The sequence below is a fragment of the Allobosea sp. BE125 genome (assembly GCF_031456075.1).
In the GTDB taxonomy this organism is placed as follows: domain Bacteria; phylum Pseudomonadota; class Alphaproteobacteria; order Rhizobiales; family Beijerinckiaceae; genus Allobosea.
Window position 1 is genome coordinate 152533 of the sequence record NZ_JAVDTY010000004.1, and the last position, 26447, is coordinate 178979.

General features: G+C 65.7%; 24 protein-coding genes. 13 read left to right on the forward strand and 11 right to left on the reverse strand.

Features of this window, described 5'->3' with window-relative positions; genetic code table 11:
- Nucleotides 1–88 precede the first annotated feature (88 nt).
- A complete protein-coding gene (gene rnhB / locus J2Y55_RS11520; protein ID WP_310152504.1) occupies nucleotides 89–700 on the reverse strand; it encodes a ribonuclease HII in 612 nt (203 codons plus the stop codon).
- 192 nt (nucleotides 701–892) lie between these two features.
- Nucleotides 893–1978: a PA0069 family radical SAM protein gene (locus tag J2Y55_RS11525; RefSeq protein ID WP_310153325.1), complete on the reverse strand. Its 1086-nt coding sequence runs from the start codon at nucleotides 1976–1978 to the stop codon at nucleotides 893–895.
- A gap of 243 nt (nucleotides 1979–2221) precedes the next feature.
- Between J2Y55_RS11525 and J2Y55_RS11530 the strand changes: the two genes are divergently transcribed.
- Nucleotides 2222–2710: a glycosyltransferase family A protein gene (locus J2Y55_RS11530; protein WP_310152507.1), complete on the forward strand. Its 489-nt coding sequence runs from the start codon at nucleotides 2222–2224 to the stop codon at nucleotides 2708–2710.
- A 54-nt stretch (nucleotides 2711–2764) separates the two neighbouring features.
- Here the strand turns inward: J2Y55_RS11530 and J2Y55_RS11535 are convergent, their stop codons facing one another.
- On the reverse strand, nucleotides 2765–3370 hold the full coding sequence (locus tag J2Y55_RS11535; RefSeq protein WP_310152510.1) for a TetR/AcrR family transcriptional regulator: 606 nt from the start codon (nucleotides 3368–3370) through the stop codon (nucleotides 2765–2767).
- Nucleotides 3371–3596: 226 nt separating this feature from the next.
- Between J2Y55_RS11535 and J2Y55_RS11540 the strand changes: the two genes are divergently transcribed.
- Nucleotides 3597–4439, forward strand: a complete 843-nt coding sequence (locus J2Y55_RS11540) for a DUF3313 domain-containing protein (protein ID WP_310153328.1) — start codon at nucleotides 3597–3599, stop codon at nucleotides 4437–4439.
- A gap of 14 nt (nucleotides 4440–4453) precedes the next feature.
- Here J2Y55_RS11540 and ypfJ read toward each other — a convergent pair whose 3' ends face one another.
- The 4 genes from ypfJ to J2Y55_RS11560 form a co-directional block, all read right to left on the reverse strand.
- Nucleotides 4454–5338, reverse strand: coding sequence for a KPN_02809 family neutral zinc metallopeptidase (gene ypfJ, locus J2Y55_RS11545; protein ID WP_310152513.1), 885 nt, complete (start codon nucleotides 5336–5338; stop codon nucleotides 4454–4456).
- A 198-nt stretch (nucleotides 5339–5536) separates the two neighbouring features.
- Nucleotides 5537–6541, reverse strand: a complete 1005-nt coding sequence (cydB, locus tag J2Y55_RS11550; RefSeq protein ID WP_310152515.1) for a cytochrome d ubiquinol oxidase subunit II — start codon at nucleotides 6539–6541, stop codon at nucleotides 5537–5539.
- A gap of 13 nt (nucleotides 6542–6554) precedes the next feature.
- Nucleotides 6555–7985 carry a cytochrome ubiquinol oxidase subunit I gene (locus J2Y55_RS11555; protein ID WP_310152518.1) on the reverse strand — a complete coding sequence of 477 codons (1431 nt, stop codon included), beginning with the start codon at nucleotides 7983–7985 and terminating at the stop codon, nucleotides 6555–6557.
- 140 nt (nucleotides 7986–8125) lie between these two features.
- Entirely contained in the window at nucleotides 8126–8947 is an 822-nt protein-coding gene (locus tag J2Y55_RS11560) for a uracil-DNA glycosylase (protein WP_310152522.1), read from the reverse strand.
- 212 nt (nucleotides 8948–9159) lie between these two features.
- On the opposite strand from J2Y55_RS11560, the gene J2Y55_RS11565 reads away from it, so the two are divergent.
- The 3 genes from J2Y55_RS11565 to J2Y55_RS11575 all read left to right on the forward strand — a co-directional run bounded on the left by J2Y55_RS11565 (nucleotide 9160) and on the right by J2Y55_RS11575 (nucleotide 14251).
- A complete protein-coding gene (locus J2Y55_RS11565) occupies nucleotides 9160–10839 on the forward strand; it encodes an electron transfer flavoprotein-ubiquinone oxidoreductase (protein WP_310152526.1) in 1680 nt (559 codons plus the stop codon).
- 477 nt (nucleotides 10840–11316) lie between these two features.
- Entirely contained in the window at nucleotides 11317–13092 is a 1776-nt protein-coding gene (locus tag J2Y55_RS11570) for a tetratricopeptide repeat protein (RefSeq protein WP_404978888.1), read from the forward strand.
- Between the two features lie 127 nt (nucleotides 13093–13219).
- Nucleotides 13220–14251, forward strand: coding sequence for a 4-(cytidine 5'-diphospho)-2-C-methyl-D-erythritol kinase (locus J2Y55_RS11575; protein ID WP_404978889.1), 1032 nt, complete (start codon nucleotides 13220–13222; stop codon nucleotides 14249–14251).
- A gap of 9 nt (nucleotides 14252–14260) precedes the next feature.
- Here the strand turns inward: J2Y55_RS11575 and tcuC are convergent, their stop codons facing one another.
- A complete protein-coding gene (gene tcuC, locus J2Y55_RS11580; protein WP_310152529.1) occupies nucleotides 14261–15583 on the reverse strand; it encodes an MFS transporter in 1323 nt (440 codons plus the stop codon).
- A gap of 100 nt (nucleotides 15584–15683) precedes the next feature.
- Nucleotides 15684–16724, reverse strand: a complete 1041-nt coding sequence (locus tag J2Y55_RS11585; protein ID WP_310152532.1) for a polyprenyl synthetase family protein — start codon at nucleotides 16722–16724, stop codon at nucleotides 15684–15686.
- A 166-nt stretch (nucleotides 16725–16890) separates the two neighbouring features.
- Between J2Y55_RS11585 and J2Y55_RS11590 the strand changes: the two genes are divergently transcribed.
- Together J2Y55_RS11590 and J2Y55_RS11595 are read left to right on the forward strand one after the other, a co-directional pair.
- Nucleotides 16891–17115: a putative signal transducing protein gene (locus J2Y55_RS11590; protein ID WP_069690176.1), complete on the forward strand. Its 225-nt coding sequence runs from the start codon at nucleotides 16891–16893 to the stop codon at nucleotides 17113–17115.
- Nucleotides 17108–17893: a tRNA1(Val) (adenine(37)-N6)-methyltransferase gene (locus tag J2Y55_RS11595; RefSeq protein ID WP_310152537.1), complete on the forward strand. Its 786-nt coding sequence runs from the start codon at nucleotides 17108–17110 to the stop codon at nucleotides 17891–17893. Before J2Y55_RS11590 ends, J2Y55_RS11595 begins: the two co-directional genes overlap by 8 nt.
- On the opposite strand, the gene J2Y55_RS11600 is transcribed toward J2Y55_RS11595, so the two are convergent.
- Together J2Y55_RS11600 and J2Y55_RS11605 are read right to left on the reverse strand one after the other, a co-directional pair.
- On the reverse strand, nucleotides 17887–18198 hold the full coding sequence (locus tag J2Y55_RS11600) for a hypothetical protein (protein WP_310152540.1): 312 nt from the start codon (nucleotides 18196–18198) through the stop codon (nucleotides 17887–17889). The genes J2Y55_RS11595 and J2Y55_RS11600 overlap by 7 nt on opposite strands.
- Before the next feature lie 156 nt (nucleotides 18199–18354).
- Entirely contained in the window at nucleotides 18355–18672 is a 318-nt protein-coding gene (locus J2Y55_RS11605; protein WP_310152543.1) for a hypothetical protein, read from the reverse strand.
- 337 nt (nucleotides 18673–19009) lie between these two features.
- Between J2Y55_RS11605 and J2Y55_RS11610 the strand changes: the two genes are divergently transcribed.
- From J2Y55_RS11610 to upp, 6 genes are all read left to right on the forward strand, one after another.
- Nucleotides 19010–19930: a glycine--tRNA ligase subunit alpha gene (locus tag J2Y55_RS11610; protein ID WP_404978899.1), complete on the forward strand. Its 921-nt coding sequence runs from the start codon at nucleotides 19010–19012 to the stop codon at nucleotides 19928–19930.
- Nucleotides 19930–22389: a glycine--tRNA ligase subunit beta gene (glyS, locus tag J2Y55_RS11615; protein WP_310152546.1), complete on the forward strand. Its 2460-nt coding sequence runs from the start codon at nucleotides 19930–19932 to the stop codon at nucleotides 22387–22389. The genes J2Y55_RS11610 and glyS overlap by 1 nt, the downstream gene beginning before the upstream one ends.
- Before the next feature lie 369 nt (nucleotides 22390–22758).
- Nucleotides 22759–22920 carry a Thivi_2564 family membrane protein gene (locus J2Y55_RS11620; RefSeq protein WP_092169472.1) on the forward strand — a complete coding sequence of 54 codons (162 nt, stop codon included), beginning with the start codon at nucleotides 22759–22761 and terminating at the stop codon, nucleotides 22918–22920.
- 228 nt (nucleotides 22921–23148) lie between these two features.
- A complete protein-coding gene (locus J2Y55_RS11625; RefSeq protein WP_310152551.1) occupies nucleotides 23149–24411 on the forward strand; it encodes a GTP cyclohydrolase II in 1263 nt (420 codons plus the stop codon).
- 8 nt (nucleotides 24412–24419) lie between these two features.
- Nucleotides 24420–25637, forward strand: coding sequence for a URC4/urg3 family protein (locus J2Y55_RS11630; protein WP_310152553.1), 1218 nt, complete (start codon nucleotides 24420–24422; stop codon nucleotides 25635–25637).
- A gap of 121 nt (nucleotides 25638–25758) precedes the next feature.
- Nucleotides 25759–26400 carry a uracil phosphoribosyltransferase gene (gene upp, locus J2Y55_RS11635; RefSeq protein ID WP_310152556.1) on the forward strand — a complete coding sequence of 214 codons (642 nt, stop codon included), beginning with the start codon at nucleotides 25759–25761 and terminating at the stop codon, nucleotides 26398–26400.
- The last annotated feature ends 47 nt before the right edge of the window (nucleotides 26401–26447 follow it).

Here is a 26447-nt window from a genome sequence, read left to right on the forward strand (position 1 = left end):
CTTTTGCCTAGTCCCTTGATCCCGCTGCCGAATTCCTAATCGAGTGTTAATGGCGTGCGCATTTGCGCAAGGCTCCGGCCGGTTCGCCTCAGCGCTGCCAGACGCCCTTCACCGGCGCAAAGCTGTAGCGATGCTCAGGGCAGGGGCCGTGCTCCTGGATAGCCGCGCGGTGGACCGCCGTGCCGTAGCCGACATGCCCGGCGAAGCCATAGGCCGGGTAAAGCTGCGCCAGCCGCGCCATCATTCTGTCGCGCGTCACCTTGGCGATGATCGAGGCGGCCGCGATCGAGGCGACGAGCGCGTCGCCTTTGACGATCGCCTCGCAGCGGCAGGGCAGGGACGGCGGGTCGTTGCCGTCGACCAGAACCTTGAGCGGCGCGAGCGGCAGGGCGGCGACGGCGCGCTTCATCGCCAGCAGCGTTGCCTGCCGGATGTTGATGGCGTCGATCTCGGCTGCGGTCACGCTGGCGATGCCGATCGCCAGCGCCGTCCCAGCGATTGTGTCGAACAGCGCCTCGCGCCTGGTGGCGCTGAGCGCCTTCGAATCGGCGAGCCCGGCGGGAACCTTCCCAGGGTCGAGGATCACTGCCGCCGCGACCACCGGTCCGGCCAATGGCCCGCGCCCGACCTCGTCGATCCCGGCCAATGGCCAGAACCCGGTTGCGATGGCTTGCGTCTCACGGCTGAAATCGGCGCTCATGCCGCGCCTTATGCAACATGCGGTGCCGGCCGGCCATGCTCTCGGCATGGCTGTCCACGTCATCCCGGCCAGTGTGTTCCCCGTCATGGTCGGGCTTGTCTCGGCGATCCACGTCTTCCCTCAGTGAGGGCGTGTTCAAGACGTGGATGCCCGCCACAAGGGCGAGCATGACGATGCGGTTTTGCGGGCTCTTCAGAACAAACTCAGCTGCGCCTTTTCCTTCTCGGGCTTCAGGAACAGGTCGTTGCGCAATCGCAGGCGCGTCGCGTTGAAGCCGAGCCGCTCGGCCGCCATCTCGAAGCGCCGCCCGATCATCCAGGCATAAGGCCCCGAGCCGACCTGACGCTGGCCCCAGGCCGGGTCGTAATCCTTGCCGCCGCGCGTCGAGCGGATCAGCGAGACGACATGGCGCAATTTGTCGGGATGGTGTGTCAGCAGCCAGTCCTGCACCAGATCCTTCACCTCCAGCGGCAGGCGCAGCAAGACATAGCCTGCTTCGCGCGCGCCGGCGGCCCTGGCGGCATCGAGAATGCGCTCGATCTCATGTTCGTTGATCGCCGGGATGATCGGCGCGACCAGGACCGTGACCGGGATGCCGGCCTCCGACAAAGCCTTGATCGTCTCCAGGCGTTTGGCCGGGGAGGCGGCGCGCGGCTCCATCGTGCGGGCGATCTTGGGGTCGAGCGTGGTCAGCGAGATCGCGACCTTGGCGAGACCTTTCGCGGCCATCGGCGCCAATATGTCGATGTCGCGCTGGACCAGCGCCGATTTCGTCACGATCCCGACCGGGTGGTTGAACTTCGCCAGCACCTCGAGGATCGAGCGCATGATCCGCAGCTTCTTCTCGATCGGCTGATAGGCGTCGGTATTGGTGCCGATCGCGATGGTGCGCGGCTGGTAGGAAGCCGCGCTGAGCTCCTTCTCCAGCAGGATCGCCGCATCGGGCTTGGCTGTCAGCTTGCTCTCGAAGTCGAGCCCCGGCGACAGGCCGAGATAGGCGTGGCTCGGCCGCGCGAAGCAATAGACGCAGCCATGCTCGCAGCCGCGATAGGGATTGATCGAGCGGTCGAAGGAAATATCAGGGGAGTCGTTCCTGGTAATGATCGTGCGCGGCTTCTCGATCGAGACCTCGGTCTTGAAGGCCGGCAATTCGCCGAGCGTGCCCCAGCCGTCATCCTCGAGGACGCGTTGCTCGGCCTCGAAGCGCCCGCCCGGATTGATCGTGGCGCCGCGCCCGCGCCGGCGTTCCGGGTCGATCCGATGCCCGGCATAGGCCATCGGATCGAGCGGTGCGACGCGCGCGGAAACCGAGGCCGGCTCGCTGTCATGCCGCTTGAGCGGCTGGGCCGGAATCGGCCGCGAAGAGGGTCTCGCAGAGGGCGTGGCTTGGCGCATGACGCTGAACCGTCCTGGAAACTGCCGGGAATCGACATGTTTCTATGTTTCCAATGTGAACATATAGGGAACAGATTGCAAGTGACAGGATTGCGACATGTTGCGCTGCGTCATATGGATTTGCGCATGCTCACAGCCGTGATCCGGGCCGACGGCCCTCCCAGCCTGCTTGCCGCGACCTTCGCGGTCCTCATTCCCGCTGTCGCCGATGGATTCCTGGGCCATGCGGTGGTGGTCGATGCGGGTGGTAGTCGCGATGTCGAGCGATTGGCCGACGCCACCGGCGCGAGCTATCTGCGCACGGGCGCCGCGGAGGGCTGGCATCTCGGCGCGGCGCAGGCGCGTGGGGACTGGCTGGTCTTGCTCGATGCGGGCGATGCGCCCCAGTCGCATTGGGCCCAGGTCGTCGACCGGCATCTCATGCTTGCACCCGACAGTCCCGCCTTGATCCCCTTGCGCGGCGTCGCCGGTTCGCTGCGCGAGCGCGCGGCGATCTCCTTCGGCGCGCGTCGGCTGCGTGCCGGCCTCGTCGTGCCCAAGGGCCTCGTCCTTGCGGGCAGGCTTGGCGGAGCGCCGCGTCGCCTGTCGGTGCGGCGGGAACGGGCGGGCGCCTGAACGCTTGCCGCGGGGCGAGCAATGGGTCAGCGTCGCCTCGATCTGAAATTCAATTCACTGGGTGCATTGAATCTCGAACATCATCCGATCAAAGGCGTCGGCCACACAATCTGCGAGCTTCATCTCGTTTTCATCTCGCAGCCAGATGTGTGTGGCAAAGCGGATCGCGCCAGATGACAATATAGAAGCAAATAATAGCCGATCATGAGACTCTCTATCTGGCCACAAAGTCGACAGGCCTCTCAGGATAGCCTTTTCAAGATTGATTTCATTCGCGCGATTCTTGCTCTGGAGTGCCGTATTGTTCTTCATGATTTTCGCGATCGCGAGCGTTCTCTCCGCATCGAAGCGCGCCAGGTTTGAAAGAATCGCCTTGCGCACGACCTCCATGGCGGGTTCGCCAGGGGAGCCTCGGGCAATGGATTCGGCGATCATCTCATAATATTCGCGCAGGTGCGAAAACAGGATTTCGTCCTTGCTGTCGAAATAATTGAACAGGTGCCTTCTGGAAATACCCGAAGAATAAGCGATTTCGGCGAGCGTCGTAGCGTCGTACCCGTTCTCAAGAAACAGGCGAATGCTGACATTGGTTATGTGTTCGTGCTTCTCGCGGCGATTGCGCTCGCGAAGGCCTTCTGGTTTGGGAGATGCTTGTCGCATACCTGCCTCAACTGGATACTGCCGACCATATAGACGTGGTTGGCGTAAAGCAAAAATCGAGATGTCCGAGGTTTCAGGCTTGAGCGCGCTAGCGGTGCCGACACAAAGGCGACTCAATTAAACTGCACTCTGTGCACTAATGGCCCAAAGGGATCACTCCAAAGGCTGTTCGGATCCAACGTCGCGGCCGGCGACGCAAGCCATCTCGGTTGGGAAAAGCGTGAACATGCAGAGAAATCCTCTGATTTCCTTCATTGGAATAGCCGGCGCGCTGCTCGGAGGCTGCGCAACCGGCTCGTTGGAGCAGGCCGGGTCGCTTCAATCATATGACAGTTTGGAGCAATCGGACGGTTTGTTGACGCGCTCGAAGCTGCGCGTCGACAAACCGAGCGTGACGAAGGCCCGCACAGTCAGGATCGTCCCTACCGCTTTCTCGGCTTCCTCGACGCAGCCGAGCCTGACGCCCGCGCAACGGCGCCTGGTAGCGAATGCGATCGACCGTGCCATGTGCGGCGGTCTGAGCGAGCGTTTCGTCGTGGTCACCCCGTCCGAGCCCGCCGATCTCACGGTTCGCGCCCTCGTCACGCAGGTCGCACCGACGGATGTCGTTTCCGCGGGGGTCTCCCGCGGCGCATCGGTTGCGAAGTCGATTCTCCTGCCTGGGGTGCCTGTTCCGCTCCCGCGCATCCCTGTCGGACTGGGAAGCATTTCGCTCGAGGCTGAGGCTCGCGACGCCAGCGGCAAGCAGCAGGCGGCAATGGTCTGGGGGCGCGGCGCAAATGCCTTCCTGACCTCGGCCCGGATGAGCGAGGAGGGCGACGCTTACACGCTGGCGAGCGATTTCGGATCCGATTTCAGCAAGATGCTCGTCACCGGCGAGACGCCGTTCGGCAAGGCGCCGACATTCCCGTCCTTCGAACAGATCGGCGCGCAGCTTGGCGGCGACGCGAAATACGCCGCTTGCCGGGCATTTGGGCCGTCGCCGGGCCTTGTCGGCCTGCTCGGCGGCAGCGTTGGTGTTCCGCCAAGCTGGACGGATAAAGGCGCTGCCGTTCCCGTTGAACGATAGGTCGGGAGCGGCTGCTAAAGCTGGCTCGTCCTGAAGGTGTCGCAGCTCTGCATCGAGCCCGAGCGTAGCCCGGTGGTGAACCAGCGTGTGCGCTGCGCCGAGGAGCCATGGGTGAAGGAATCGGGCACGACGACGCCCTGCGAGGCCTTCTGCAGCTTGTCGTCGCCGATCGCGGACGCGGTCTTCATCGCCTCGTCGACATCGCTCTGGTCGATCCGGCCCATCGCCTGGATGTTGTTGGCCCAGACGCCGGCGAAGCAGTCCGCCTGCAATTCGATGCGCACCGAGATCGCATTGGCGTCACGCTCCGAGGATCGCTCGCGCAACTGGTTCGCCTTGGGCAGGATGCCGATCAGGTTCTGGATGTGGTGGCCGACCTCATGGCCGATGACATAGGCATAGGCGAAATCGCCGCCGCCGCCGAGCTTGCGCTGCATCTCCTGGAAAAAGGAGAGGTCGAGATAGACCTTCTTGTCCGGCGGGCAATAGAACGGTCCCATCGCCGCCTGGGCGGTGCCGCAGCCGGAGCGGTCGACGCCGGAATACAGCACCAGGCGCGGCGCCTGGTAGCGCGTATTCGCCTGCTGCGGCAGCACCTTGGTCCAGACGTCCTCGTTCTGCGCCAGCACGGCCGAGACGAAGCGGCCCATCTCGTCCGAGGGCGGGCCCGAGGACTTCCGGGTTTCCTGGGTCGGGGCGCTGCGCCCCCCAATGCCGCCGATCAGTTCCGCCCCGCCGATCAAGAGGCGCGGATCGATGCCGAGCGCCCAGCCGACCAGGCCGAGCACGACCATGGTGCCGATGCCGACGCCGCCGCGCCCGCCGGGCAGGCCGGCATAGGTGCCGCCGCCACGCCTGTCCTCGACATTCTCGGACTGGCGATAATCTTCCCATTGCATGGCAGGCACTCCGCTCTCTCGGCCGCCAATCTCTGCGAGCGGGGCCGGAAACTCAAGTCGTCTTGCGGCGGCTTGTTCCCAAGCCGGTCCCAGTTGCTCGGGCCGCGATTCCGGAACAATTTTTCAGTCAGCTTGACCCGTCCTTGCGAGGAGCGTGAGCAATGACGGGTCAGGACGTGCGAAAATTGCCCTGGCCAGTCAATGATAGCCGCCGTCGAGCTTCACCTTGCCGCGGAAGGTCCAGTATACGAAGGCGGTGTAGAACAGGATCATCGGCAGCAGGAAGCTCACCCCGATCAGCACGAAGACATGCGAGGCGGGCGCTGCCGCCACGTCCCAGATCGTCAGGCTGGGCGGCACGAGATAGGGATAGTTCGAGATCGCGAGGCCGAGGAAGCAGAGCACGAAGATCGCGATGGTGAAGGCGAACGGCGTGAATTCGTGCTGTCCGTGCAGCCGCTTCCAGACCATCCAGCCGCAATAGGCGGTCAGCAGCGGGAAGGGCCAGAGCAGGGCGAAGTTGGCGGGCGTGAACCAGCGCTCGGCGATGCGCGGATGCGCGTAGGGTGTCCAGAGCGAGACCAGGATCGCGAAGGCCATCAGGCCAAGCAGCAAAAGCTTCGCCTGGCCCCGGGCCCGCTCGGCGACCGCGCCTTCGGTCTTGTAGACCAGCCAGGTTGCGCCCAGCAGCGCGTAGCCGACGACGACGCCCGCTCCGCACATCACGGAGAATGGCGTCAGCCAGTCGAAGGGCTTACCGGCGAACTGCCCGTTCGCGACCGTGATGCCCTGGATCAAACCGCCCAGGATCAACCCCTGTGCGAAGGCGGCAATGGTCGAGCCGAGCCAGAAGGCGAGGTCCCAGATGCGGTGCTTGGGCTTGGCGACCCAGCGGAACTCGAAGGCGACACCGCGGAAGATCAGCGCCAGCAGCATCAGGATCACCGGGATATAGAAGGCCGGCATGATGATGGCGTAGGCCATGGGGAAGGCAACCCACAGCCCGCCGCCGCCCAGCACCAGCCAGGTCTCGTTGCCGTCCCAGAAGGGAGCGACCGAGTTCATCATCTGGTCGCGCTCGGCCTCGTCCTTCGTCGCGGGGAAGAGGATCGCGATGCCGAGGTCGAAACCGTCGAGCACGACATAGAGCATCACGGCGGTGCCGATCAGCCCGGCCCAGATCACGGGGAGATACCATTCCATTATCGGTCTCTCCTCAGCTCTGGGGTTGGATTCTGTCGTCGCCGGGATGGCCGTCGCCGAACAGGTCGGAGGCTGGTCCCTGCGCCGCCTTGAGTGTGCGCTGGGACGGCTGCTCGGGCGCGTCCTTGTCACCGATCTCGTCGGGCCCCTTGTCGATCAAGCGGTTGATCAGCAGGATTCCGGCCGTGAACACCACGCAGTAGACGCAGACGAAGAGCGCCAGCGAGATCGCGACCTCCAGCGTCGTGATCGGTGAGACCGCATCCTTGGAGCGGATCACCCCCGTCGCCAGCCAGGGCTGGCGGCCGACCTCGGTGACGAACCAGCCCGACAGGATCGCGATGAAGCCGGCCGGCCAGCTATATTGCGCGAGCCAGAGCCAGCGCCGCTCCTCGAAGACCCGGCCCCTCCACCACAGAAAGGCGCCGAGCCAGCCGAAGCCGATCATCAGCACGCCGATGCCGACCATGGCGCGGAAGGCGAAGAAGGGAATCTTGACCGGCGGCCTGTCCTCGAGCGCGAAATCGTTGAGGCTGGGAAAGAGCGCGTCCATGCTGCCATGGGTTAAAAGGCTCGCCAGGCCGGGAATGGAGATCTCGAAGCGGTTGAGTCCGGCCTGCTCGTCGGGCCATGCGAAGAGCACGAGCGGGGCGGGTTTTGACGAATCCCAATGCGCTTCGATCGCGGCGAGCTTGGCCGGCTGGTATTTGGCGGTCTGCTTGCCGTGGAAATCGCCGATCAGCGCCTGCACCGGCGCGGTGATGGCGATCATCAGGATCGCCATGCGCACCATCGTCTTGGCCGATTCGGTGCGGTGGCCGGCGATCAGATGGCGCGCGCCCGTCGCCAGCACGACGAAGGCGGTGGTGAGATAGGCCGCCGTCATCATGTGCATGTAGCGCAGCGGGAAGGTCGGGTTGAAGACGATCTGCATCCAGTCGAGCGGGTAGGCGATGCCATCGCGGACTTCGTGCCCTACCGGATACTGCATCCAGCTATTGGCGGAGAGGATCCAGAAGCCCGACAATGCCGTGCCGCCTGCAACGATCACGGCCGAGAGAAAATGCAGCCAGGGCGGCACGCGCTTCCAGCCGAACAGCATCACGCCCAGGAAGGACGCCTCGAGGAAGAAGGCGGTCAGCACCTCATAGCCGATCAAGGGGCCGATGACGTTGCCGACGACGAGCGAGAACCGGCTCCAATTGGTGCCGAACTGATAGGACAGCACGATGCCGGAGACCACGCCCATGGCGAAGGAGACGGCGAAGATCTTGGTCCAGAACCGCGCCAGCAGATGAAATTTTTGGTCGCCGGTCTTGAGCCAGAGGCCCAGCAGCGTCGCGATATAGGCCGAGAGCCCGATCGTGAAGGCGGGAAAGACGATGTGGAAGGAAATGGTGAAGGCGAACTGGATGCGCGAGAGCAGAAAAGCGTCGATCGTCATCGCAAGGCTCCGTCCGGCTTCGCCGCGAAAAGCGGGTTGTACGACTTCGCCAAAACAGCATCGCCGCCAACGGTGACGTTAGTCAAACCGGCGGCGCGTTTCTGCGGCCCGTAGCGCCGCAGGACGTTATGTCCAAGGGGTCAGCAGGGGGGGCAGGTCTTGGCGTCGAGCGCAGCCTTGAGCGCCCGCAGGTCGCGCCAGGCCAATCGCTTCTGCAAGGGTTGGCGTAGCAGATAGGCCGGGTGCAGCGTCGCCATGGCGCGGATGCGTCGCGTGCCGGTGTCGTACTCCAGCCATTTGCCGCGCGATGCGAGGATGCCGGTGAGGCCGAGCAGCCCCTGCGCCGAGGGCGCGCCGATGCAGACCAGGATGTCGGGGTTCGCAAGCTGGATCTGGCGCTGGATGAAGGGCAGGCAGATCGCGACCTCCTGCGGCGTCGGCGTGCGGTTGCCCGGCGGCCGCCAGGGCAGGAGATTGGCGATATAGACATGCTCCTTCCGATTGAGGCCGATCGCGGCCAGCATCCGATCGAGCAATTGCCCGGAGCGCCCGACGAAGGGCAGGCCGATGCGGTCCTCGTCGGCGCCCGGCGCCTCGCCGACCAGCATCAATCGAGCGGCCGGATTGCCGTCGGAAAAAACCAGGTTCTTGGCGGTCGCCTTCAGCGCGCAGCCCTCGAATTGCGCGAGCGCCTCCTTCAAGGCGTCGAGCGTCGTGGCCTGCTGCGCCATCGTCCTGGCGGTGAGGGCGGCATCGTCGGGGGCCGTAGCCGTCGCGGGCAGCGCCGGCCGGGCGGCGGCTGCGGTTGCGCGCACGAGCTGCGGCGGGGCGGGGCGCACGGCGGCGGGCTGCGGCGCTTCCATGAAATGGTCGTGCGGCGTCTCGTCGAGCGCCTCGGTGACGCCCATCTCGGCGTACCAGGCGAGCAGCTCAACAGGATCTGGCGCGGCGGTGGACATCATCGCTGGGGTTCTAGCACGCACATATGCGTCTTCGCGAGCCGCCGCAGTTGCAAATTGGAACGCACGCTTCGATAGAGGGTTTCCAGACTGACGCCATGTCTGTCTTGAGCGCCATGCCTGTCTTGAGCCATGCGCGGCTTGAACGGACAGGCGATATAGTTCACATATAAACTAATTGGCTTCAAGCCAGTCGAAGGCCTCCGGAGGGCAGGATGGATCTCAAGGAAGCGCAGAGCGAACCGCGCGAGAGCATGGACTATGACGTCGTCATCGTCGGCGCCGGTCCAGCCGGCCTTGCCGCCGCCATCCGCCTGAAGCAGCTCGACGAGACGATTTCCGTCGTGGTGGTCGAGAAGGGGGCCGAAGTCGGCGCTCACATCCTGTCGGGCGCCGTGATCGACCCGGTCGGCCTCGACGCGCTCCTGCCCGATTGGCGCCAGGACGAGGGCCGCCCGCTGACGACTGAGGTCAGCGAGGACATCTTCTATTTCCTGACCGAGCCCAACGGCATCCGCCTGCCCAATTTCGGCATGCCCAAGCTGATGAACAACCACGGCAACTTCGTCGGTTCGCTCGGCCTCGTGGCAAAATATCTTGCGGCGCAGGCCGAAGCGCTCGGCGTCGAGATCTATCCGGGCTTCGCCGCCGCCGAATTGCTGTTCAACGAGGATGGCTCGATCGCCGGCGTCGCCACCGGCGACATGGGCATCGCCAGGGATGGCACGGTTTCGGAGCGCTACACCCGCGGCATGGAATTGCGCGGCCGCTACACGCTGCTGGGCGAGGGCGCGCGCGGCTCGCTCTCCAAGATCGCCATCCGCAAATTCAAGCTCGACGAAGGGCGCGAGCCGCAGAAATACGGCATCGGCCTGAAGGAGATCTGGCAGGTCAAGCCGGAGAAGTTTCACAAGGGCCGGGTGCAGCACTCCTTCGGCTGGCCGCTCGACAACGGCACCGGCGGCGGCTCCTTCCTCTATCATTTCGACGACAACCTGGTCACCGTCGGCTTCGTCGTGCATCTCAACTACACCAACCCGACGCTCTCGCCCTTCGACGAGTTCCAGCGCTTCAAGACCCATCCGCTGATTCGCGATCTCTTCGATGGCGCCAAGCGCCTGTCCTATGGCTCGCGCGCCATCACCGAGGGCGGCTTCCAGTCGGTGCCGAAGCTCACCTTCCCGGGCGGCGCGCTGATCGGCTGCGCGGCGGGCTTCGTCAATGTGCCGCGCATCAAGGGCAGCCATAACGCCATCCTCTCAGGCATGCAGGCGGCGCAGCATCTCGCGCCCGCTTTGGCGGCCGGCCGTTCGCATGACGAGGTGGTCGAGATCGAAACCAGCTGGCGCGACAGCGCCATCGGGCGCGACCTCAAGCCGGTGCGCAACGTCAAGCCGCTCTGGTCGAAATACGGCACGCTCCTGGGCATCGGGCTGGGCGGCATCGACATGTGGCTGAACCAGCTCTTTGGCTGGTCGCCCTTCGGCACGCTCAAGCACGGCAAGCCGGATTACGCGACGCTGAAGCCTCTCAGCGAGGTCAAGCCGATCGTCTATCCCAGGCCCGACGGCAAGCTCTCCTTCGACAAGCTGTCATCGGTCTTCCTGTCCTCGACCAATCATGAGGAAGACCAGCCGGCGCATCTGAAGCTGACCGACCCCTCGATCCCGATCGACAAGAACCTGCCTGTCTATGGCGAGCCGGCGCGGCTCTATTGCCCGGCCGGCGTATATGAGGTGGTCTACAAGGATGCCGAGGCGAAGACCGAGCCGCGCTTCGTGATCAACGCGCAGAACTGCGTCCACTGCAAGACCTGCGACATCAAGGACCCGGCCCAGAACATCACCTGGACGGTGCCCGAGGGCGGCGGCGGGCCGGGCTACTCGAATATGTGAGCCTGAATCGGCGTAAAGCGCTGGTGTGGATAAGGAAAAGGCGCGCCGCTCGCACGGCGCGCCTTTTCTCTTTGGTCGGCGATATGGCCGCCTCAGCCCTTGCGGACGACGCTCGGGGCCGGCTTGGTGGGCTCGGGCTTCGCGCAGCCAGCGGCGAAGCCGGCCAGCAGGGCGACGGCGGCAATGCTCAAAACGATCTTTTTCATGTGAATGATCCCAGGTGAATCGTCGCGGTACATGCGAACGCTTCAGTCCTAGCCTTAAATTCTTGAGGCATGGACACGGAAAACTGCGGGAACGTTGCGGCGCAGCATGCTTCTGTCGGATTGTTGCATCGTTGCTACGGATTCAGCTGAGCAGCGCTCCAATGGCTTGCCCGTCCGCCCGGAAACCGCCATCTTGAACGCTTAAGCGAAGTGGTCCCGGTCGCGCTGATGTATGGCCGCGCGTGACATACAGGCTGCGGACCGAGGGAGAATGACAATCGTGACGTTTCGATTGAGGGGCCGCGGCCCGAGCACGGCGGTCGCCCTGGTGTTTTTTCTCGCATTGCAGGCCGGTGCCTCGGCTCAAGGGGCGGCTGCGACGCGTACGACGGAACAGCTGGAGCCCGCCGACAGCCTGGAAGGCAATTACCTGGCCGCGATCGTTGCGGGTGCCGGGCGTGATCTCGGCGCGGCCTCGGTCTATCTGCGCGAGGCGATCAAGGGCGATCCGCTGAACAATGATCTGCTGGAGCGCGGCTTCGTCGCCTTCCTGGCAGATGGTGCGATGAGCGACGCCTTCCGCGCCGCCGACAAGCTGATCCAGCGTGATCCCAGCAACGGTCTGGCCCAGCTCGCGGTCGGCATTCGCGCGATCAAGCAGAAGAGCTATCAGACCGCGCGCGGTCATCTCCAGCGGGGCGGCCGCGGCCGCGCCGCCGACATCACCGCGACCTTGCTCTCGGCCTGGGCCTATGCCGGCTCCGGCCAGACCAACAAGGCGCTCGAGACGCTCGACCGGCTCAAGGGCGAGGCCTCCTACAACCTCTTCCGCGACTACCATGCCGGCCTGATCCTCGATATCGCCGGGCGCAAGGTCGACGCCGAGAAGCGCCTGAAGAGCGCCTATGATGCGGAAAAGACGACGCTGCGCCTGGTCGATCTCTGGGCCCGCCTGCAGGCGCGCAACGGCAATTATGACGGCGCCGCCGCGACCTATGGCGAGTTCGACCGCCTCCTGCCCAACCATCCCATCGTCCGGGACGGTCTTGCGCGGGTTGCCGCGCGCGAGCCGCTCGCCCGCCAGGTCGGCACGGCCCAGCAGGGCGCGGCCGAAGTCCTCTACGGCCTGGCCAGCGCCGGCAATCGCCAGGGCGACGAGGCTGCCGCGCTGCTCTATCTGCGCCTGGCGATCTATCTCGACCCCAGCCATGATCTGGCGATCCTGACGCTCGGGGACATCCTCGAACGCTCGAAGCAGCCCGAGGATGCCGTCGCGGTCTATGACAAGATGCCGGCGACCTCGCCGCTGCGGCCCAATGCCGAGATTCAGGCTGGCCTGGCGTTGGAGACGCTCGGCAAATCCGAGGAATCGATCAAGCATCTGCAGGCGCTGATCACGGAACGCCCCGACGATGTCGATGCGCTCTCGGCGCTCGGCAATGTCTACCGCACCCGCAAGCTCTTCAGCGAGGCGGCCGAGACCTACGACAAGGCCATCGCCAAGCTCGCGGTTCCCGGGCGGGCGAACTGGGATCTGTTCTATTTCCGCGGCATTGCGCGCGAGCGCACCAAGCGCTGGCCCGAGGCCGAGGCGGATCTGCGCAAGGCGCTGGAGCTGATGCCGGAGCCGCTCGGCCGCGAACGCGCGCTGGTGCTGAACTATCTCGGCTATTCGCTGGTCGATCAGCACCTCAAGCTCGACGAGGCGCTCAACATGCTGCGCCGCGCCGTCGAGCTCAGGCCGCGCGACGGCTACATCACCGATTCGCTCGGCTGGGCCTATTACCGGCTGGGGCGCTACGACGATGCGGCGCGCGAACTCGAGCGCGCCATGGAATTGCGCCCCTCCGATCCGGTGATCAACGACCATCTCGGCGATGTCTATTGGCGCACCGGCCGCAAGCTGGAGGCGACCTTCCAGTGGAATGCGGCCCGCGACCTCGGCCCGGAGCCTGAGGATCTGGTCAAGATCAAGCAGAAGATCGAGCGCGGCCTGGAAGAGCCGCCCTCCGCCAACGCCGCTGAGCCGAAGAAGGACGGCGGCTGAGGCCTGGATCGTTTTCCATACGGCTTGCATCGTCATTGCGAGGAGCGATAGCGACGAAGCAATCCAGGAGGGCTCGCTCGACGGCCCTGGATTGCTTCGCTGCGCTCGCAATGACGGGGCGAGGTGAATGGACAGCCTTCTGGTGACCACCGGCCGTCCCGGATTTCCCATGCCAGCCGCGCTGACAACCCGTGCCCGCGCCAAGGTCAATCTGAGCCTGAAGGTGCTCGGCCGGCGCGCTGACGGCTATCACGAGCTCGAAAGCCTGGTCGCCTTCGCCGGCATCAGTGATGAACTGACGCTCGAACCCGGGTCGGAACTCGGCCTGAGCATTGGCGGCCCGCTTGGCGGCGGGCTCGAAGCCGACGAGCGCAACCTCGTCCTGCGCGCCGCCCGCGCGCTTGCCGATGAAGCAGGCCCGCTGCGCTGGGGCCGCTTCCACCTCGTCAAGCGCCTGCCCGTCGCCTCTGGCATCGGCGGCGGCTCGGCCGATGCGGCAGGCGCGCTGCGCCTGCTGGCGCGCTTGAACGGGATTCCGCGCGGTGAGCCGGCTTTGCTGCGCGCAGCGGCCAGGGTCGGGGCCGACGTGCCTGTTTGCCTCGATTCGCGGGCACGGGTGATGGCCGGCATCGGTGAACGTCTGGGGCAGCCCTTGCGCCTGCCGCCGCTCTTTGCCGTGCTGGTCAATCCGGGTGTGCCGGTCGAGACGACGGCGGTGTTCAGGGCGCTGGGTTTGCAGCCGGGACAGCCGCATCCTCCCCATACGAGCCCTCATCCTGAGGAGCCGCGCAGCGGCGTCTCGAAGGATGTTCCAGGAGGCTCCGGAACCCCTTGGAGCATCCTTCGAGACGCCATGTCTGAAGACATGGCTCCTCAGGATGAGGGCTCGCGTGAAAAGGGTCTGGACCGCTCCGCGCTTCTAAGGGCGCTCGCCGAAAGCGGCAACGACCTCGAAGCGCCGGCGCGACGCGTGGCTCCGGTTCTCGGCGAGGTTCTCGCCTGGCTGGCGGCCTTGCCCGGGTGCCGGCTCGCGCGCATGTCGGGCTCGGGGGCGACCTGCTTTGCCCTGTTCGATGATTGCCGGGCCAGCGCGGCCGCGGCCAAGGCGCTGCAGAGGAGCCGCCCGAACTGGTGGGTCAAGCCGACCGTGCTGCGTTAACGGGTGGCGTCAGCCGCCGGGCGACAATCCGGCGCGGCTCACGGCCCCAGCCGTGACCTGCGGGCGCGACCGATAGGCCAGCCAGGTCGCCAGGAAGCCGCAGGCGGCGGCGAACATCAGCCAGAGCCCGGCGACGGCCCGGTTTCCGGTGACCTCGATCAGATAGGTGCTGACCGCAGGCGTGAAGCCGCCGAACAATGCCGTCGCCAGGCTGTAGGCGACGGAGAAGCCGGTGGTGCGCAGTTGTACCGGGATGATCTCGGTCAGCGCGACCACCATGGCGCCGTTATAGCTGCCGTAAATGAACGACAGCCAGAGCTCGACCTCCAGCAGCCTGACGAAGGACGGCGCGGAAACCAGCCAGGACAGCGCCGGATAGGCGCTGACGAACATCAGCAGCGTGAAGGCGAAGAGCAGCGGCTTGCGGCCGATCCGGTCGGAGAGCGCCCCCATCACCGGCAGCCAGAACAGGTTGGACAGGCCGACGCAGACCGTCACCAGCAGGGCGTCGAGGCCTGTCAGCTTCAAGACCTCGCGCCCGAAGGTCGGCGTGTAGGCGGTGATGAAGTAGAACGACACCGTCGTCATCGTCACCAGCAGCATGCCGATGATCACGCTTTGCCAGTTCTGGACGAGCGAGCGCAGGATCTCGCGCGGTGAGGGGTGGCTGGCGCTCTTGCGCCGCTCCTCGAACTCTTCGGTCTCCTGCATCGAGCGGCGCAGCAGGAAGATCAGCGGCACGATCAGGCAACCGACCAGGAACGGGATGCGCCAGCCCCAGGCCGTCATGTCTTCGGGGGGCAGGATTGTGCTGAGCCAGACGCCGAGCAGCGCCACGAAGATCACGGCGATCTGCTGGCTGCCGGACTGCCAGCTGACATAGAAACCCTTGTTTCCGGGCGTCGCTATCTCCGACAGATAGACGGAGACGCCGCCAAGCTCGACGCCCGCTGAAAACCCCTGGACCAGTCGGCCGATCACGACGATGACCGGCGCGAGCAGGCCGATCGTCGCATAGGTCGGCACCAGCGCGATGGTGAGCGTGCCGAAGGCCATCAGCCCGAGTGTCAGGAGAAGCCCGGCGCGGCGGCCATGGTGGTCGATATAGGTGCCGAGCACGATGGCGCCGAGCGGCCGCATCAGGAAGCCGGCGCCGAAGGTCATCAGCGCCGCCATCAATTGGGCGAATTCGCTGCCTGACGGGAAGAAGGCCTTGCCGATCGCCGAGGCGTAATAGCCGAAGACGAAGAAATCGTACATTTCGAGGAAATTGCCACTCGATACGCGAATGACAGCCCCGATCTTCGACTGGCGATCCGATGATGCCGTCATGGCCCGCTCCACGCTTTCATGCGTCGTGGCAGGCAGCCTAGGCCCGTCCAGGCCGCTGTGGAAGCCTCTTTCGCGAGGACGCGTCCGTGGCAAAGGCGCTTCAGTGCGCCCGCGAAACGCAGAAATCGACGGTCTCGTTCAGCGCCTGCTTCATCGGGGAGGCGGGGAACAGGCCGAGCGCATCCTTGGCCATCTTGGCGTAGTGCTCGGCGCGCTCGATCGTGTCGTCGAGCGCGCGATGGCGACGCATGATGCTTTGGGCTTCTTCGAGATCGCCCTCATTGACCTCGCCATTCTGGAGCGTGCGGCGCCAGAAGGCGCGCTCGGTATCGGTGCCGCGCCGGAAGGAGAGCACGACCGGCAAGGTGATCTTGCCCTCGCGGAAATCGTCGCCGGTGTTCTTGCCGAGCTTGGAGGCGACACCGCCATAGTCGAGCGCGTCGTCGATGAGCTGGAAGGCGATGCCGAGATTGAGGCCGTAGCTGCGGCAGGCGGCGGCATTGGCCTTGCCAGCGCCAGCGATGACGGGGCCGACCTCGCAGGCGGCGGCGAAGAGCTCCGCGGTCTTGCCGCGAATCACGGCAAGATACTCGTCCTCGGTCGTCTCGGTGTTCTTGGCCACGGAAAGCTGCAGAACCTCGCCCTCGGCGATCACGGCCGCAGCGGTGGAGAGGATGTCGAGGGCGCGCAGCGAGCCGACCTCGACCATCATCTTGAAGGCCTGGCCGAGCAGGAAATCGCCGACGAGCACGCTCGCCTCATTGCCCCAGAGCATGCGCGCGGCGAGTTTGCCGCGGCGCATGTCGCTCTGGTCGACGACGTCGTCATGCAGCAATGTCGCGGTGTGCATGAACTCGACCGAGGCCGCGAGCTTGACATGGCCTTCGCCGCGATAATCGCACAGCGCCGCGGTCGCCAGCGTCAGCATCGGGCGCAGGCGCTTGCCGCCCGACGAGATCAGGTGGTTGGCGACCTCCGGGATCATGGTGACGTCGGAGCCGGTGCGCGACAGGATCATCGCATTGACGCGCTCCATGTCAGTGCGGGTCAGGCCGACCAGGGTCTCGATCCGGGCCTTGCCCGCATCCTGGCCGATTCCCTGGCCCGCTTCCTTGTCCTCGAACGCAACGACGACGCCCATCTCGATCACTCCGGCCGGCTTGCGCAGTTCGCGGCGCGCTGATGCCTTGCCACAACCGTCGCATGGGTGACCAGCCCCCGCAATTCGGCAATGACGCCGCACCTTGTCGCCGCACCTGCGCAAGCGAGGGCTTGCGCGCGGGCCACGGCTTCGGCTCCATGCGCCCATGCATGAACTCGTCCGCACCAACGACATCGTCCTGCTCGGAGCCATCGAGGCGCTGCTGGCTTCGGCCAATCTCGATTGCCTGATCGCCGATCAGCACATCAGCGCGCTGGAAGGCATGATCGGCGCCTTTCCGCGCCGGCTGCTGGTGCGCGAGGCCGACAAGATGCGGGCGCGGGCGCTGCTGGTCGATGCCGGCTTCGGAGCGGAACTGCGCGATGGCTGAGCAGCAATCGGCCTCGGCGCTCGGCGAAATCGGCGAGGATCGCCTGCTCGATGGCCGCCTGATCCTGCGCCAGCCGAAGAAGGGTCATCGCGCCGGCAGCGACGCGATCCTGCTCGCGGCGGCCTTGCCTGAACTGGGCGAGGGGCCTCTGCTCGACATGGGCGCGGGCGTCGGCACGGTCGGCCTTGCTGCTGCCCTTGCGCAGCCGCACCTGCGCGTGGTGCTGGTCGAGCGTGACCCGGAGCTTGCAGCCCTGGCGCGCGACAACATCGCCTCCAACGGCCTCGAGGCGCGCGTCGCGGCGCTGGCTGTGGATATCGCCGCGCCAGCCGCCGCCTTGGCCCAGGCCGGGCTGATCCCGGCGAGCTTCGCCTGTGTCGCGATGAATCCGCCCTTCTATGCGGCGCGGGAGACCAAGGCCTCACCGGTCCCGAATCGGCGCGCCGCCCATGTCGTCGAGGGTGGGTTGGGAGACTGGCTGAAGGCGGCGCGCCGCTTGCTCCGGCCTGGCGGGCGGATCGCGATCATCCACCGCGCCGAGGCGCTGGCCGAGATCCTGGCCGGGCTGGCGACTGGCTTCGGCGGGCTGGAAATCCGGCCGATCCATGCGCTGGCCACCCGGCCTGCCGTGCGCGTCCTCGTCACGGCCGTGCTGAACAGCAAAAAGCCGGCAGCGTTGCTGCCGGCTTTCATCCTCAATCGCCCCGAGGGCGGCTTCACTGAAGCGAGCGAAGCCCTGCATCGCGGATATGCGACGCTAGGTAGCCGCGATCAGTAGAAATAGCGCGGCCCGTAGAACGGCGGCGGCGCATAGACCGGCGGGCCGTAGAAGCGCGGGCCGTAATAGCGCCGGGGTCCGTAATAGCGCGGCGGTCCGTAGTAGCGGCGCGGTCCGTAATAGCGGCGCGGTCCGTAATAATACTGCGCCTGCTGGATCTGGGCGCCATCGACCTCGGCAGTCACAGCCAAGGCGGGCTGGACGGCTCCCGCCGCGATGGGGGCCGCCATGGCCGGGGCGGCTGCAAAGGACAGGCCGCCGAGTGTGGCTGCCGTCGCGATACCGAATGCGAGTTTGCGAAACATGATCCGATCCTCTTCAACTTGGCGCCTGCAGCCCCTGCCGCATGGTCGGTCGCCGTCTTCGAATGAAAGGGTACTGCGTTGGAGCTGAACGGCACTAAACCGTGTCGTTCAGCCTGTTTTCATCCTGCGGCCAGAGAACGGCCACATTTCGGCGGCTCAGCGGCAGACGCGCACGGGGCGGATGACCCAGCCATAGCCGGTCCAGACGCGCCGGTTGGTGACAAAGCAGCGCGGGCGATAGACCGGGCGGCCGTAGTAGCGGCGCGGTCCATAATAGCGACGCGGGCCGTAATACTGCGCCTGCTGGACGAGATCGCCTTGCGACGGCAAGGTTTGCGACGGCATGGTTTGCGCCGTGCCTGCCGAGACAGGAGCGGCCATCGCCGGTGCGACCGTGAAGGCTGCGACGATGAGGCCAAGCGCGCCGAACAGCGCAGCGACGATACGGGATGACGGCATACGCGATGACGACATGGGCTTCTCCTACCAAACGACCCCGCCGGTTCGGCATCAAGCGCTCGCCCCGAACGCCGCGAACCCTACGGGCAAAGAAATCCTAGCTCCTCCTGCATGAACGAAAGCTGTCTGTCGAGGTTCCCGCGCCATGCATGGGCGGAGCAGCGGATTCGGCGGAAAAATTGGTGCAAGCCAAAAGATTTTAGCCGGCGAATCCGTCTTTCGCCAATGAGTTAGGTCAAAACCTGCTCGAAAACCGCATTCCACTTTCACGGATCATGGTCTATGCACGCGCCGATCCACGATCTTTCGGAAGGCCCAAGCCTTGGCTGTTTCTGCCACTCTGCCCGATGCGATGAACCCGACCCGCTCCTTCCAGGGGCTGCTGCTGACCCTGCAGCGCTTCTGGGCCGAGCGCGGCTGCGTCATTCTCCAGCCCTATGACATGGAAGTCGGTGCCGGCACCTCCCATCCCGGCACGATGCTGCGCTCGCTCGGGCCGCGGCCCTGGCGCGCGGCTTATGTCCAGCCCTCGCGCCGGCCCAAGGATGGTCGCTATGGCGAGAACCCGAACCGGCTGCAGCATTACTACCAGTTCCAGGTCATCCTGAAGCCGAACCCGCCGAACCTGCAGGAGCTCTATCTGCAGTCGCTCGAGGCGATCGGCATCGACATGAAGCTGCACGATATCCGCTTCGTCGAGGATGATTGGGAGAACCCGACGCTCGGTGCCTGGGGGCTGGGCTGGGAATGCTGGTGCGACGGCATGGAGGTGAGCCAGTTCACCTATTTCCAGCAGGTCGCCGGCATCGAATGCGCGCCCGTCTCGGGCGAGCTCACCTACGGCCTCGAGCGCCTCGCCTGCTATCTGCAGAATGTCGAGAGCATCATGGAGCTCAATTTCAACGGGCTCGAAGGCGACGACAAGGTCACCTATCGCGAGGTCTTCCTCCAGGCCGAGCAGGAGTATTCGCGCTATAATTTCGAGCATGCCGACACGGCCGCCCTGTTCCGGCGCTTCGCCGAGGCCGAGGCCGAATGCCGGGCCCTGCTCGAAAAGGGCGAGAGCGGCGAGCGCCATCTCATGGTCCAGCCGGCCTATGACCAGTGCCTCAAGGCCGGCCACAGCTTCAATCTGCTCGATGCGCGCGGCGTGATCTCGGTCACCGAGCGCCAGAGCTACATCCTGCGTGTCCGCGAACTGGCGAAAGCCTGCGGCGCCGCCTGGCTGAAGACGGCCGGCGGGGGCGCCAACTCCGGCGTGGAAGCCAACTGATGCCTGATCTCCTGCTCGAACTCTTCTCCGAAGAGATCCCCGCCCGCATGCAGCGCAAGGCGGCCGAGGATCTGCGGAAGCTCGTCACCGATGCGCTGGTCGAGCGCGGCCTTGTTTATGAGGGTGCGAAAGCCTTCGCCACGCCGCGCCGGCTCGCGCTCCACATCGCCGGCCTGCCGGTGCGCGGCCGCGATGTCCGCGAGGAGCGCAAGGGGCCGCGCGTCGGCGCGCCCGAGGCCGCGATCCAGGGCTTCCTCAAGGCAGCTGGGCTTACCTCGCTCGATCAGGCGACGATCATCAGCGACCCCAAAAAGGGTGATTCCTACGTCGCCATCATCGAGAAGCCGGGGCAGGAGACGGTTGCGGCCATCGCCGAGATCGTGCCCGCGGTGATCCGCGGCTTCCCCTGGCCGAAATCGATGCGCTGGGGCGCTGCGTCGGCGGCCGGCGCGAGCCTGCGCTGGGTGCGCCCATTGCACGCGATTCTCTGCACCTTCGGGGCCGAGACCGAGGAGCCGGAGGTGGTTCCCTTCGAGGTCGACGGCATCGTCTCCTCCAACATCACTTACGGCCATCGCTTCCATGCGCCGGGTGCTATCACGGTCAAGCGCTTCGACGATTACGTGCCGAGCCTGGAGAAGGCGAAGGTCGTGCTCGATGCCGACCGGCGCAAGGAGATCATCCTCAACGACGCCCGCACGCTCGCCTTCGCGCAGGGGCTCGAACTGGTCGAGGATGAGGGTTTGCTGGAGGAGGTTGCCGGGCTGGTCGAATGGCCGGTCGTGCTGATGGGCTCCTTCGAGGAGCGCTTCCTCGAAATTCCCGGCGAGGCGATCCGCGCCACCATCCGCGCCAACCAGAAATGCTTCGTGCTTAGTTCTCCTTCCCCCCTCGGGGGGGAAGGTGGCATCGCGTCAGCGATGACGGATGAGGGGACGTCAGGCTCGTCCTTCCCTCATCCGTCTGCTTCGCAGACACCTTCTCCCCCGAGGGGAGAAGGAAAGCTCGCCAACCGCTTCCTGCTGACCGCGAATCTCGTCGCCAGCGATGGCGGCAAGGTCATCACCGCCGGCAATGAGCGCGTCGTGCGCGCCCGCCTCTCCGACGCCGCCTATTTCTTCGCGACCGACAAGGGCGATCTGCCCGATCTCGACACGCTGAAGGAGAGCGCCGAAAAACTCGGGCTCGAGCTGGCGAAGCCGCTCGACCAGCGCATGGCCAAGCTCGACAAGCTCGGCGTCGTCTTCCACGCAAAGCTTGGCACGCAAGGTGAGCGCGTCCAGCGCATCGCGGCGCTGGCGCGCGAGCTTGCGCCGATCGTCGGGGCCGATCCCGACCTCGCCGAGCGCGCGGCCAAGCTCGCCAAGGCCGATCTGCCGACCGAAATGGTCGGCGAATTCCCGGAATTGCAGGGTTTGATGGGCCGCAAATATGCGGAGCTCCAGGGCGAGCATCCCAGCGTCTGCGCCGCGATCGAGGAGCATTACAAGCCGCTCGGCCCCTCCGACCGCGTCCCGGCCGATCCGGTTTCGGTCGCAGTCGCGCTCGCCGACAAGCTCGACACGCTGGTCGGCTTCTGGGCGATCGACGAGAAGCCGACCGGAAGCAAGGACCCCTATGCGTTGCGTCGCGCGGCGCTGGGGGTGATCAGGCTGGTGGTTGAGAACGGGGTGCGGCTGCCATTGATCGACGCACTAGAACAGCAGGCAGGAAAGATCGACCAAAGGTCAAAACCGAAGGGCGGGATTCAAGCGCAAGGTGCAGCGATGCATTTGTTTGGCGAGCGCAGCGTGCGGGTGGAGACGATCGACCTCCTCTCCTTCTTCCACGACCGCCTGAAGGTCATGCTGCGCGACCAGGGCGCGCGGCATGATCTGGTCGATGCCGTGCTCGCTGGCTCCCCTTCCCCCCTCGGGGGGGAAGGTGGCATCGCGTCAGCGATGACGGATGAGGGGACGTCAGGCTCGTCCTTCCCTCATCCGTCTGCTTCGCAGACACCTTCTCCCCCAAGGGGAGAAGGAAGCGACGACCTCCTGCTCATCACTCATCGCGTCGCGGCGCTCGCCCGCTTCCTCGAGACGCAGGACGGCAAGAGCCTGCTCGCCGGCTACAAGCGCGCCGCCAACATCCTCAAGGCCGAGGAGAAGAAGGACGGCGAGGGGGCTTTCGCTGGCGCGGCCGATCTCCAGTTGATCGCGGGCGCCGGTCTGATCGAGGAGAAGGCGCTGGCCGTCGCTCTGGCGAACGCGACGCCCGCAGCCGCCGCTGCCGTGGCGAAGGAAGACTATGAGGGCGCGATGGCGGCGCTGGCCGAATTGCGCCCGGCGGTCGACGCCTTCTTCGACCAGGTCACGGTCAACGATCCCGACCCCGCCTTGCGCATCAACCGCCTGAAGCTGCTCAACCAGCTCCGCGTAGCGACCCGCGCGGTTGCGGATTTCGGGCGTATTGCCGGCTGAGTTCAGCGCGGGGAACCCCTCTCCTGAATCGAAGTCGGGTCTACCCGACTTCGACACTCTGAATGCTGAACCCGGGTATACCCGGGTTCAGTGAGAGGGGCAGGGGTGACGTGTAGGCCCCTGGACGTGATAGCCGAGACCCGCCCGCTGTATTGCCGAGCCCAACTGGTCGAACGGCCGACACCTCACCCTGCCCTCTCCTTACAGGAGAGGGTTCCCCGCGCCTGTCGGGAACGGGGATAACGGGCCAGGCGCTCGGGAACCTATTCCCACCCTGCGACGTTCTGTCATCGGGGCTGACGTGGCGCGAATGCGTCGTGGCACGGGCTCCGGGGGGCCAGTTTTCGGCCGCGACAAGGTATTTCAATCATGTCCATCCTTATTTCGCTGCTCATCACGGTGCTCGTCATCGGCCTTGTGCTCTATCTCGTGCGCATGCTGCCGCTCGATGCGCAGATCAAGAACGTCGTCCAGATCATCGTCATCGTCATCGGCATCATCTCGCTGCTGCGTTACCTCGCCATTTTCTGATCGTATCGCGTCATGCTCGGGTGAAGACCCGAGCATCTCTTGCCGGAGATTCCCGGGCTTCTGCGGAGCCTGTCCTTGGGCCGGCTAAAGGCTGGGCCCGAGGGCTCTGCCCGGGAATTACGCCCCGATTGACGCCGCGCTTGCGTTGAGCCACATTTTCATAGGTCCAGAGGGCCCCGGACGCATTGCGTCCCGGGGCCCTTTCCTATTTGCAGGGCGATACCCGCGATGAACTCGCAGAACCGCACGACCCATATCCGCCTGACCTCGCATCCCGAGCCCGGCAACGCCGCGACGCGCTTTCCGATCCAATGGGGCGCAGCCAGCCCGGCCGAGCGCGGCCCGGTCATCGCCTCGACCACGGCGCCGGGAGACCGCAACGTCATCGGCGCCCATGGCGGCTCCTATTCGGTCTATCGCGCGCTCGCCATTTCGGCCCGCGCCATGAACCCCTCGCAGCGCCCGGACCTGACCAACACCTATCCGACAGCCGAGATCGCGCCGCAGCCGCAATGGTTCGCGCCGGGTCGGATCGTCTCGATGGACCCGTTCGGCCATCGCGTCGCGCAGGATTTCGGCCAGTGGATCGGCGAGGGCATAGACATCCGTCCGACCATCGCCATCACCAAGGCGAGGCTCAACCTGCCCGAAATCCTCGCCGCGATGGCAGGACACAGGCTCAGCCCCGACGAGCACATCCTGCACAAATCCGGCGATATCAGCGTCACCAAGATCGCGATCGACCCCGTCTGGCATCTGCCGGGCATCGCCGAGCGCTTCGGCACCAGCGAGCAGGAGTTGCGCCGCACGCTCTTCGAGCAGACCGGCGGCATGTACCCGGAACTGGTGACACGGCCTGATCTGCGCGTCTTCCTGCCGCCGATCGGGTCGATCACCTGCTACATCATCGGTGAGGTCTCCGCGATCACCGACCCCAAGCGCAGCGTCGCCTGCCGCGTCCATGACGAGTGCAACGGCTCGGACGTCTTCGGCTCGGACATCTGCACCTGCAGGCCCTACCTCGTGCACGGCATCGAGGAGGCGGTGAAGGAGGCGCAGGGCGGCGGCGTCGGCCTGATCGTCTATAACCGCAAGGAGGGCCGGGCGCTGGGCGAGGTCACGAAATTCCTCGTCTACAACGCCCGCAAGCGCCAGGAGGGCGGCGATTCCGCTGCGACCTATTTCGAGCGCACCGAATGCGTCGCCGGCGTCCAGGACGCCCGCTTCCAGCAATTGATGCCCGATGTGCTGCACTGGCTCGGCGTCACCAGGATCGACCGGCTGATGTCGATGTCGAACATGAAATACGATGCCATGGTGGAGAGCGGCATCGAGATCGGCGAGCGCGTCGCGATCCCGCCCGAGCTCGTGCCGCCCGACGCCTCGGTCGAGATCGAGGCCAAGAAGGCGGCGGGCTATTATTCGCCCGACGGCGCGCCCGGCGACAACGCCCTGAAGGCGACGGTCGGTCGCGATCTCGACAAGTTCTGAGCCGCTCCATGTCTGACCAGAATACGGACGCCGTCCGCGCCTTGCTCAAGCCTGCTGCAGTCCGCGCCCGCGCGCAGGAGATGCTGGAGCTCGGCCTGGCCGGAAAGCTCCTGCATTTCAGCGTCGATGCGGCGCGGCTCGACGCCTGCGCCGACTATGTCCTCGACACGATCAAGGCGAATTACCCGACGCTCGACATCCCGTTCCATGCCCGCTGGCGGCATTTCAGCGTGGCCGGCGTCGATCGCTGGAGCGTGCTCGACCTGACCGCGCATTTTCGCGATGCCGGCGCGCGCGGTCGCGCGGCCTATGATCTCGCCGTGGTCAGCGCGCTGCTCGATGCAGGAGCCGGACCGGACTGGCGTTACCGCGATGCCGTCTCGGGGCAGTCGATCGGCCGCTCCGAGGGGCTGGCGCTGGCCTCGCTCGACATGTTTGCGGCTGGCCTGTTCTCCAGCGATCCGGCTGAGCCGCTGCGCGTCGACGCGGCCGCGCTGAAGCGGCTCGATGTCGCGGCGTTGGCGCAGGGCTTCCAGGCCGGCCCCGGCAATCCGCTGCTCGCGGTCGAGGGCCGCGCGGCCTTGATGAATCGTCTCGGCGAGGAGCTGGAGCGCCAGGGCCTGAAGCGTCCCGGCGATCTGTTCGACCGGCTCATTGGCGCCGCCGAGACCGGCACATTGCGCGCCGGGCATATCCTGACGGAGGTTCTCTCCACCTTCGGCGGCATCTGGCCGTCGCGTCTGACGGTCGCCGGCGTCGCGCTGGGCGACACCTGGCGACATCCGCTGATCGCGCAGGCCGAGCCGACGGCCGGGCTGGTGCCCTTCCATAAGCTCTCGCAATGGCTGTCCTATTCGTTGATCGAGCCCTTGCAATGGGCCGGGATCGCGGTGATCGACATCGATGACCTCACCGGCCTGCCCGAATATCGCAATGGCGGGCTGTTCCTGGATTGCGGCGTGATCGCGCTGAAGGACGAGAGCGATGCGACGCGCGCCCATGAGGTCGGCTCGGCGCTGGTCGTCGAATGGCGCGCGCTGACCGTGGCGCTGCTCGACGAGATCGGAATGCTGATCCGCAAGCGCCTGGGGCGCACGGCCGAGGAATTGCCGCTGGCTAAGGTGCTGGAGGGCGGCACCTGGGCCGCCGGCCGGCGCATCGCCCGCGAGAAGCGCGGGGATGGCGGTCCGCCCTTGACGATCATCAGCGACGGCACCGTATTTTGAACCAGGGAGCCGTCATTGCGAGCGTAGCGAAGCAATCCAGGAATCGTAGAGCACGGCCGCTCTGGATTGCTTCGCTACGCTCGCAATGACGGCTTGAGACGAGGCAATAGGGGCACACAGAATGACCAAAAGCCAGGACGGCGTCACCGTCGTCGACCACCCGCTGGTGCGGCACAAGCTGACGCTGATGCGCGAGAAGGATCGCTCGACCAAGAGCTTCCGCCAGCTCCTCAACGAGATCGGCATGCTGCTCTGCTACGAGGTCACGCGCGACCTGCCGATGGAGATGACCGAGATCGAGACGCCGTTGACGAAGTCGATGCAGCCGATCATCGCGGGCAAGAAGATGGTCTTCGCGCCGATCCTGCGCGCCGGCGTCGGCTTCCTCGACGGCATGCTGGAATTGGTGCCAGCTGCCCGCGTCGCCCATATCGGGCTCTACCGCGACCCCAACACGCTCCAGGCGGTCGAGTACTATTTCAAGGCCCCCTCCGACATCGCCGAGCGCATGGTGGTGGTGATGGACCCGATGCTGGCGACGGCGAATTCGGCGGTTGCGGCGATCGACCGGTTAAAGGAGCGCGGCGCCAAGGATCTGCGCTTCGTCTGCCTGCTGGCGGCGCCCGAAGGCATAGAACGCTTTCGCGGCGCCCATCCCGATGTCCGGATCTGGACGGCGGCGATCGATGAGAAGCTGAACGAACACGGCTATATCGTGCCGGGCCTGGGCGATGCCGGCGACCGGATGTTTGGCACGCGATAAGGTAAAATGGCTCTCAGACATGAAATTGGCCCGCCCCGTTTCCGGGG

Bases quoted from the DNA above. Each gene is read 5' to 3' on its own strand.
- J2Y55_RS11560 (WP_310152522.1), bottom strand. From the start codon at position 8,947: ATGATGTCCACCGCCGCGCCAGATCCTGTTGAGCTGCTCGCCTGGTAC.
- J2Y55_RS11555 (WP_310152518.1), bottom strand. From the start codon at position 7,985: ATGACGATCGACGCTTTTCTGCTCTCGCGCATCCAGTTCGCCTTCACC.
- J2Y55_RS11630 (WP_310152553.1), top strand. From the start codon at position 24,420: ATGTCTGACCAGAATACGGACGCCGTCCGCGCCTTGCTCAAGCCTGCT.
- J2Y55_RS11625 (WP_310152551.1), top strand. From the start codon at position 23,149: ATGAACTCGCAGAACCGCACGACCCATATCCGCCTGACCTCGCATCCC.
- J2Y55_RS11600 (WP_310152540.1), bottom strand. From the start codon at position 18,198: ATGTTTCGCAAACTCGCATTCGGTATCGCGACGGCAGCCACACTCGGC.
- J2Y55_RS11565 (WP_310152526.1), top strand. From the start codon at position 9,160: ATGGATCTCAAGGAAGCGCAGAGCGAACCGCGCGAGAGCATGGACTAT.
- glyS (WP_310152546.1), top strand. From the start codon at position 19,930: ATGCCTGATCTCCTGCTCGAACTCTTCTCCGAAGAGATCCCCGCCCGC.
- J2Y55_RS11585 (WP_310152532.1), bottom strand. From the start codon at position 16,724: ATGGGCGTCGTCGTTGCGTTCGAGGACAAGGAAGCGGGCCAGGGAATC.
- upp (WP_310152556.1), top strand. From the start codon at position 25,759: ATGACCAAAAGCCAGGACGGCGTCACCGTCGTCGACCACCCGCTGGTG.
- ypfJ (WP_310152513.1), bottom strand. From the start codon at position 5,338: ATGCAATGGGAAGATTATCGCCAGTCCGAGAATGTCGAGGACAGGCGT.
- J2Y55_RS11595 (WP_310152537.1), top strand. From the start codon at position 17,108: ATGGCTGAGCAGCAATCGGCCTCGGCGCTCGGCGAAATCGGCGAGGAT.
- J2Y55_RS11535 (WP_310152510.1), bottom strand. From the start codon at position 3,370: ATGCGACAAGCATCTCCCAAACCAGAAGGCCTTCGCGAGCGCAATCGC.
- J2Y55_RS11605 (WP_310152543.1), bottom strand. From the start codon at position 18,672: ATGTCGTCATCGCGTATGCCGTCATCCCGTATCGTCGCTGCGCTGTTC.
- J2Y55_RS11525 (WP_310153325.1), bottom strand. From the start codon at position 1,978: ATGGCCTATGCCGGGCATCGGATCGACCCGGAACGCCGGCGCGGGCGC.
- cydB (WP_310152515.1), bottom strand. From the start codon at position 6,541: ATGGAATGGTATCTCCCCGTGATCTGGGCCGGGCTGATCGGCACCGCC.
- J2Y55_RS11590 (WP_069690176.1), top strand. From the start codon at position 16,891: ATGCATGAACTCGTCCGCACCAACGACATCGTCCTGCTCGGAGCCATC.
- rnhB (WP_310152504.1), bottom strand. From the start codon at position 700: ATGAGCGCCGATTTCAGCCGTGAGACGCAAGCCATCGCAACCGGGTTC.
- J2Y55_RS11620 (WP_092169472.1), top strand. From the start codon at position 22,759: ATGTCCATCCTTATTTCGCTGCTCATCACGGTGCTCGTCATCGGCCTT.
- J2Y55_RS11540 (WP_310153328.1), top strand. From the start codon at position 3,597: ATGCAGAGAAATCCTCTGATTTCCTTCATTGGAATAGCCGGCGCGCTG.
- J2Y55_RS11610 (WP_404978899.1), top strand. From the start codon at position 19,010: ATGAACCCGACCCGCTCCTTCCAGGGGCTGCTGCTGACCCTGCAGCGC.
- J2Y55_RS11570 (WP_404978888.1), top strand. From the start codon at position 11,317: ATGACAATCGTGACGTTTCGATTGAGGGGCCGCGGCCCGAGCACGGCG.
- J2Y55_RS11575 (WP_404978889.1), top strand. From the start codon at position 13,220: ATGGACAGCCTTCTGGTGACCACCGGCCGTCCCGGATTTCCCATGCCA.
- J2Y55_RS11530 (WP_310152507.1), top strand. From the start codon at position 2,222: ATGCTCACAGCCGTGATCCGGGCCGACGGCCCTCCCAGCCTGCTTGCC.
- tcuC (WP_310152529.1), bottom strand. From the start codon at position 15,583: ATGACGGCATCATCGGATCGCCAGTCGAAGATCGGGGCTGTCATTCGC.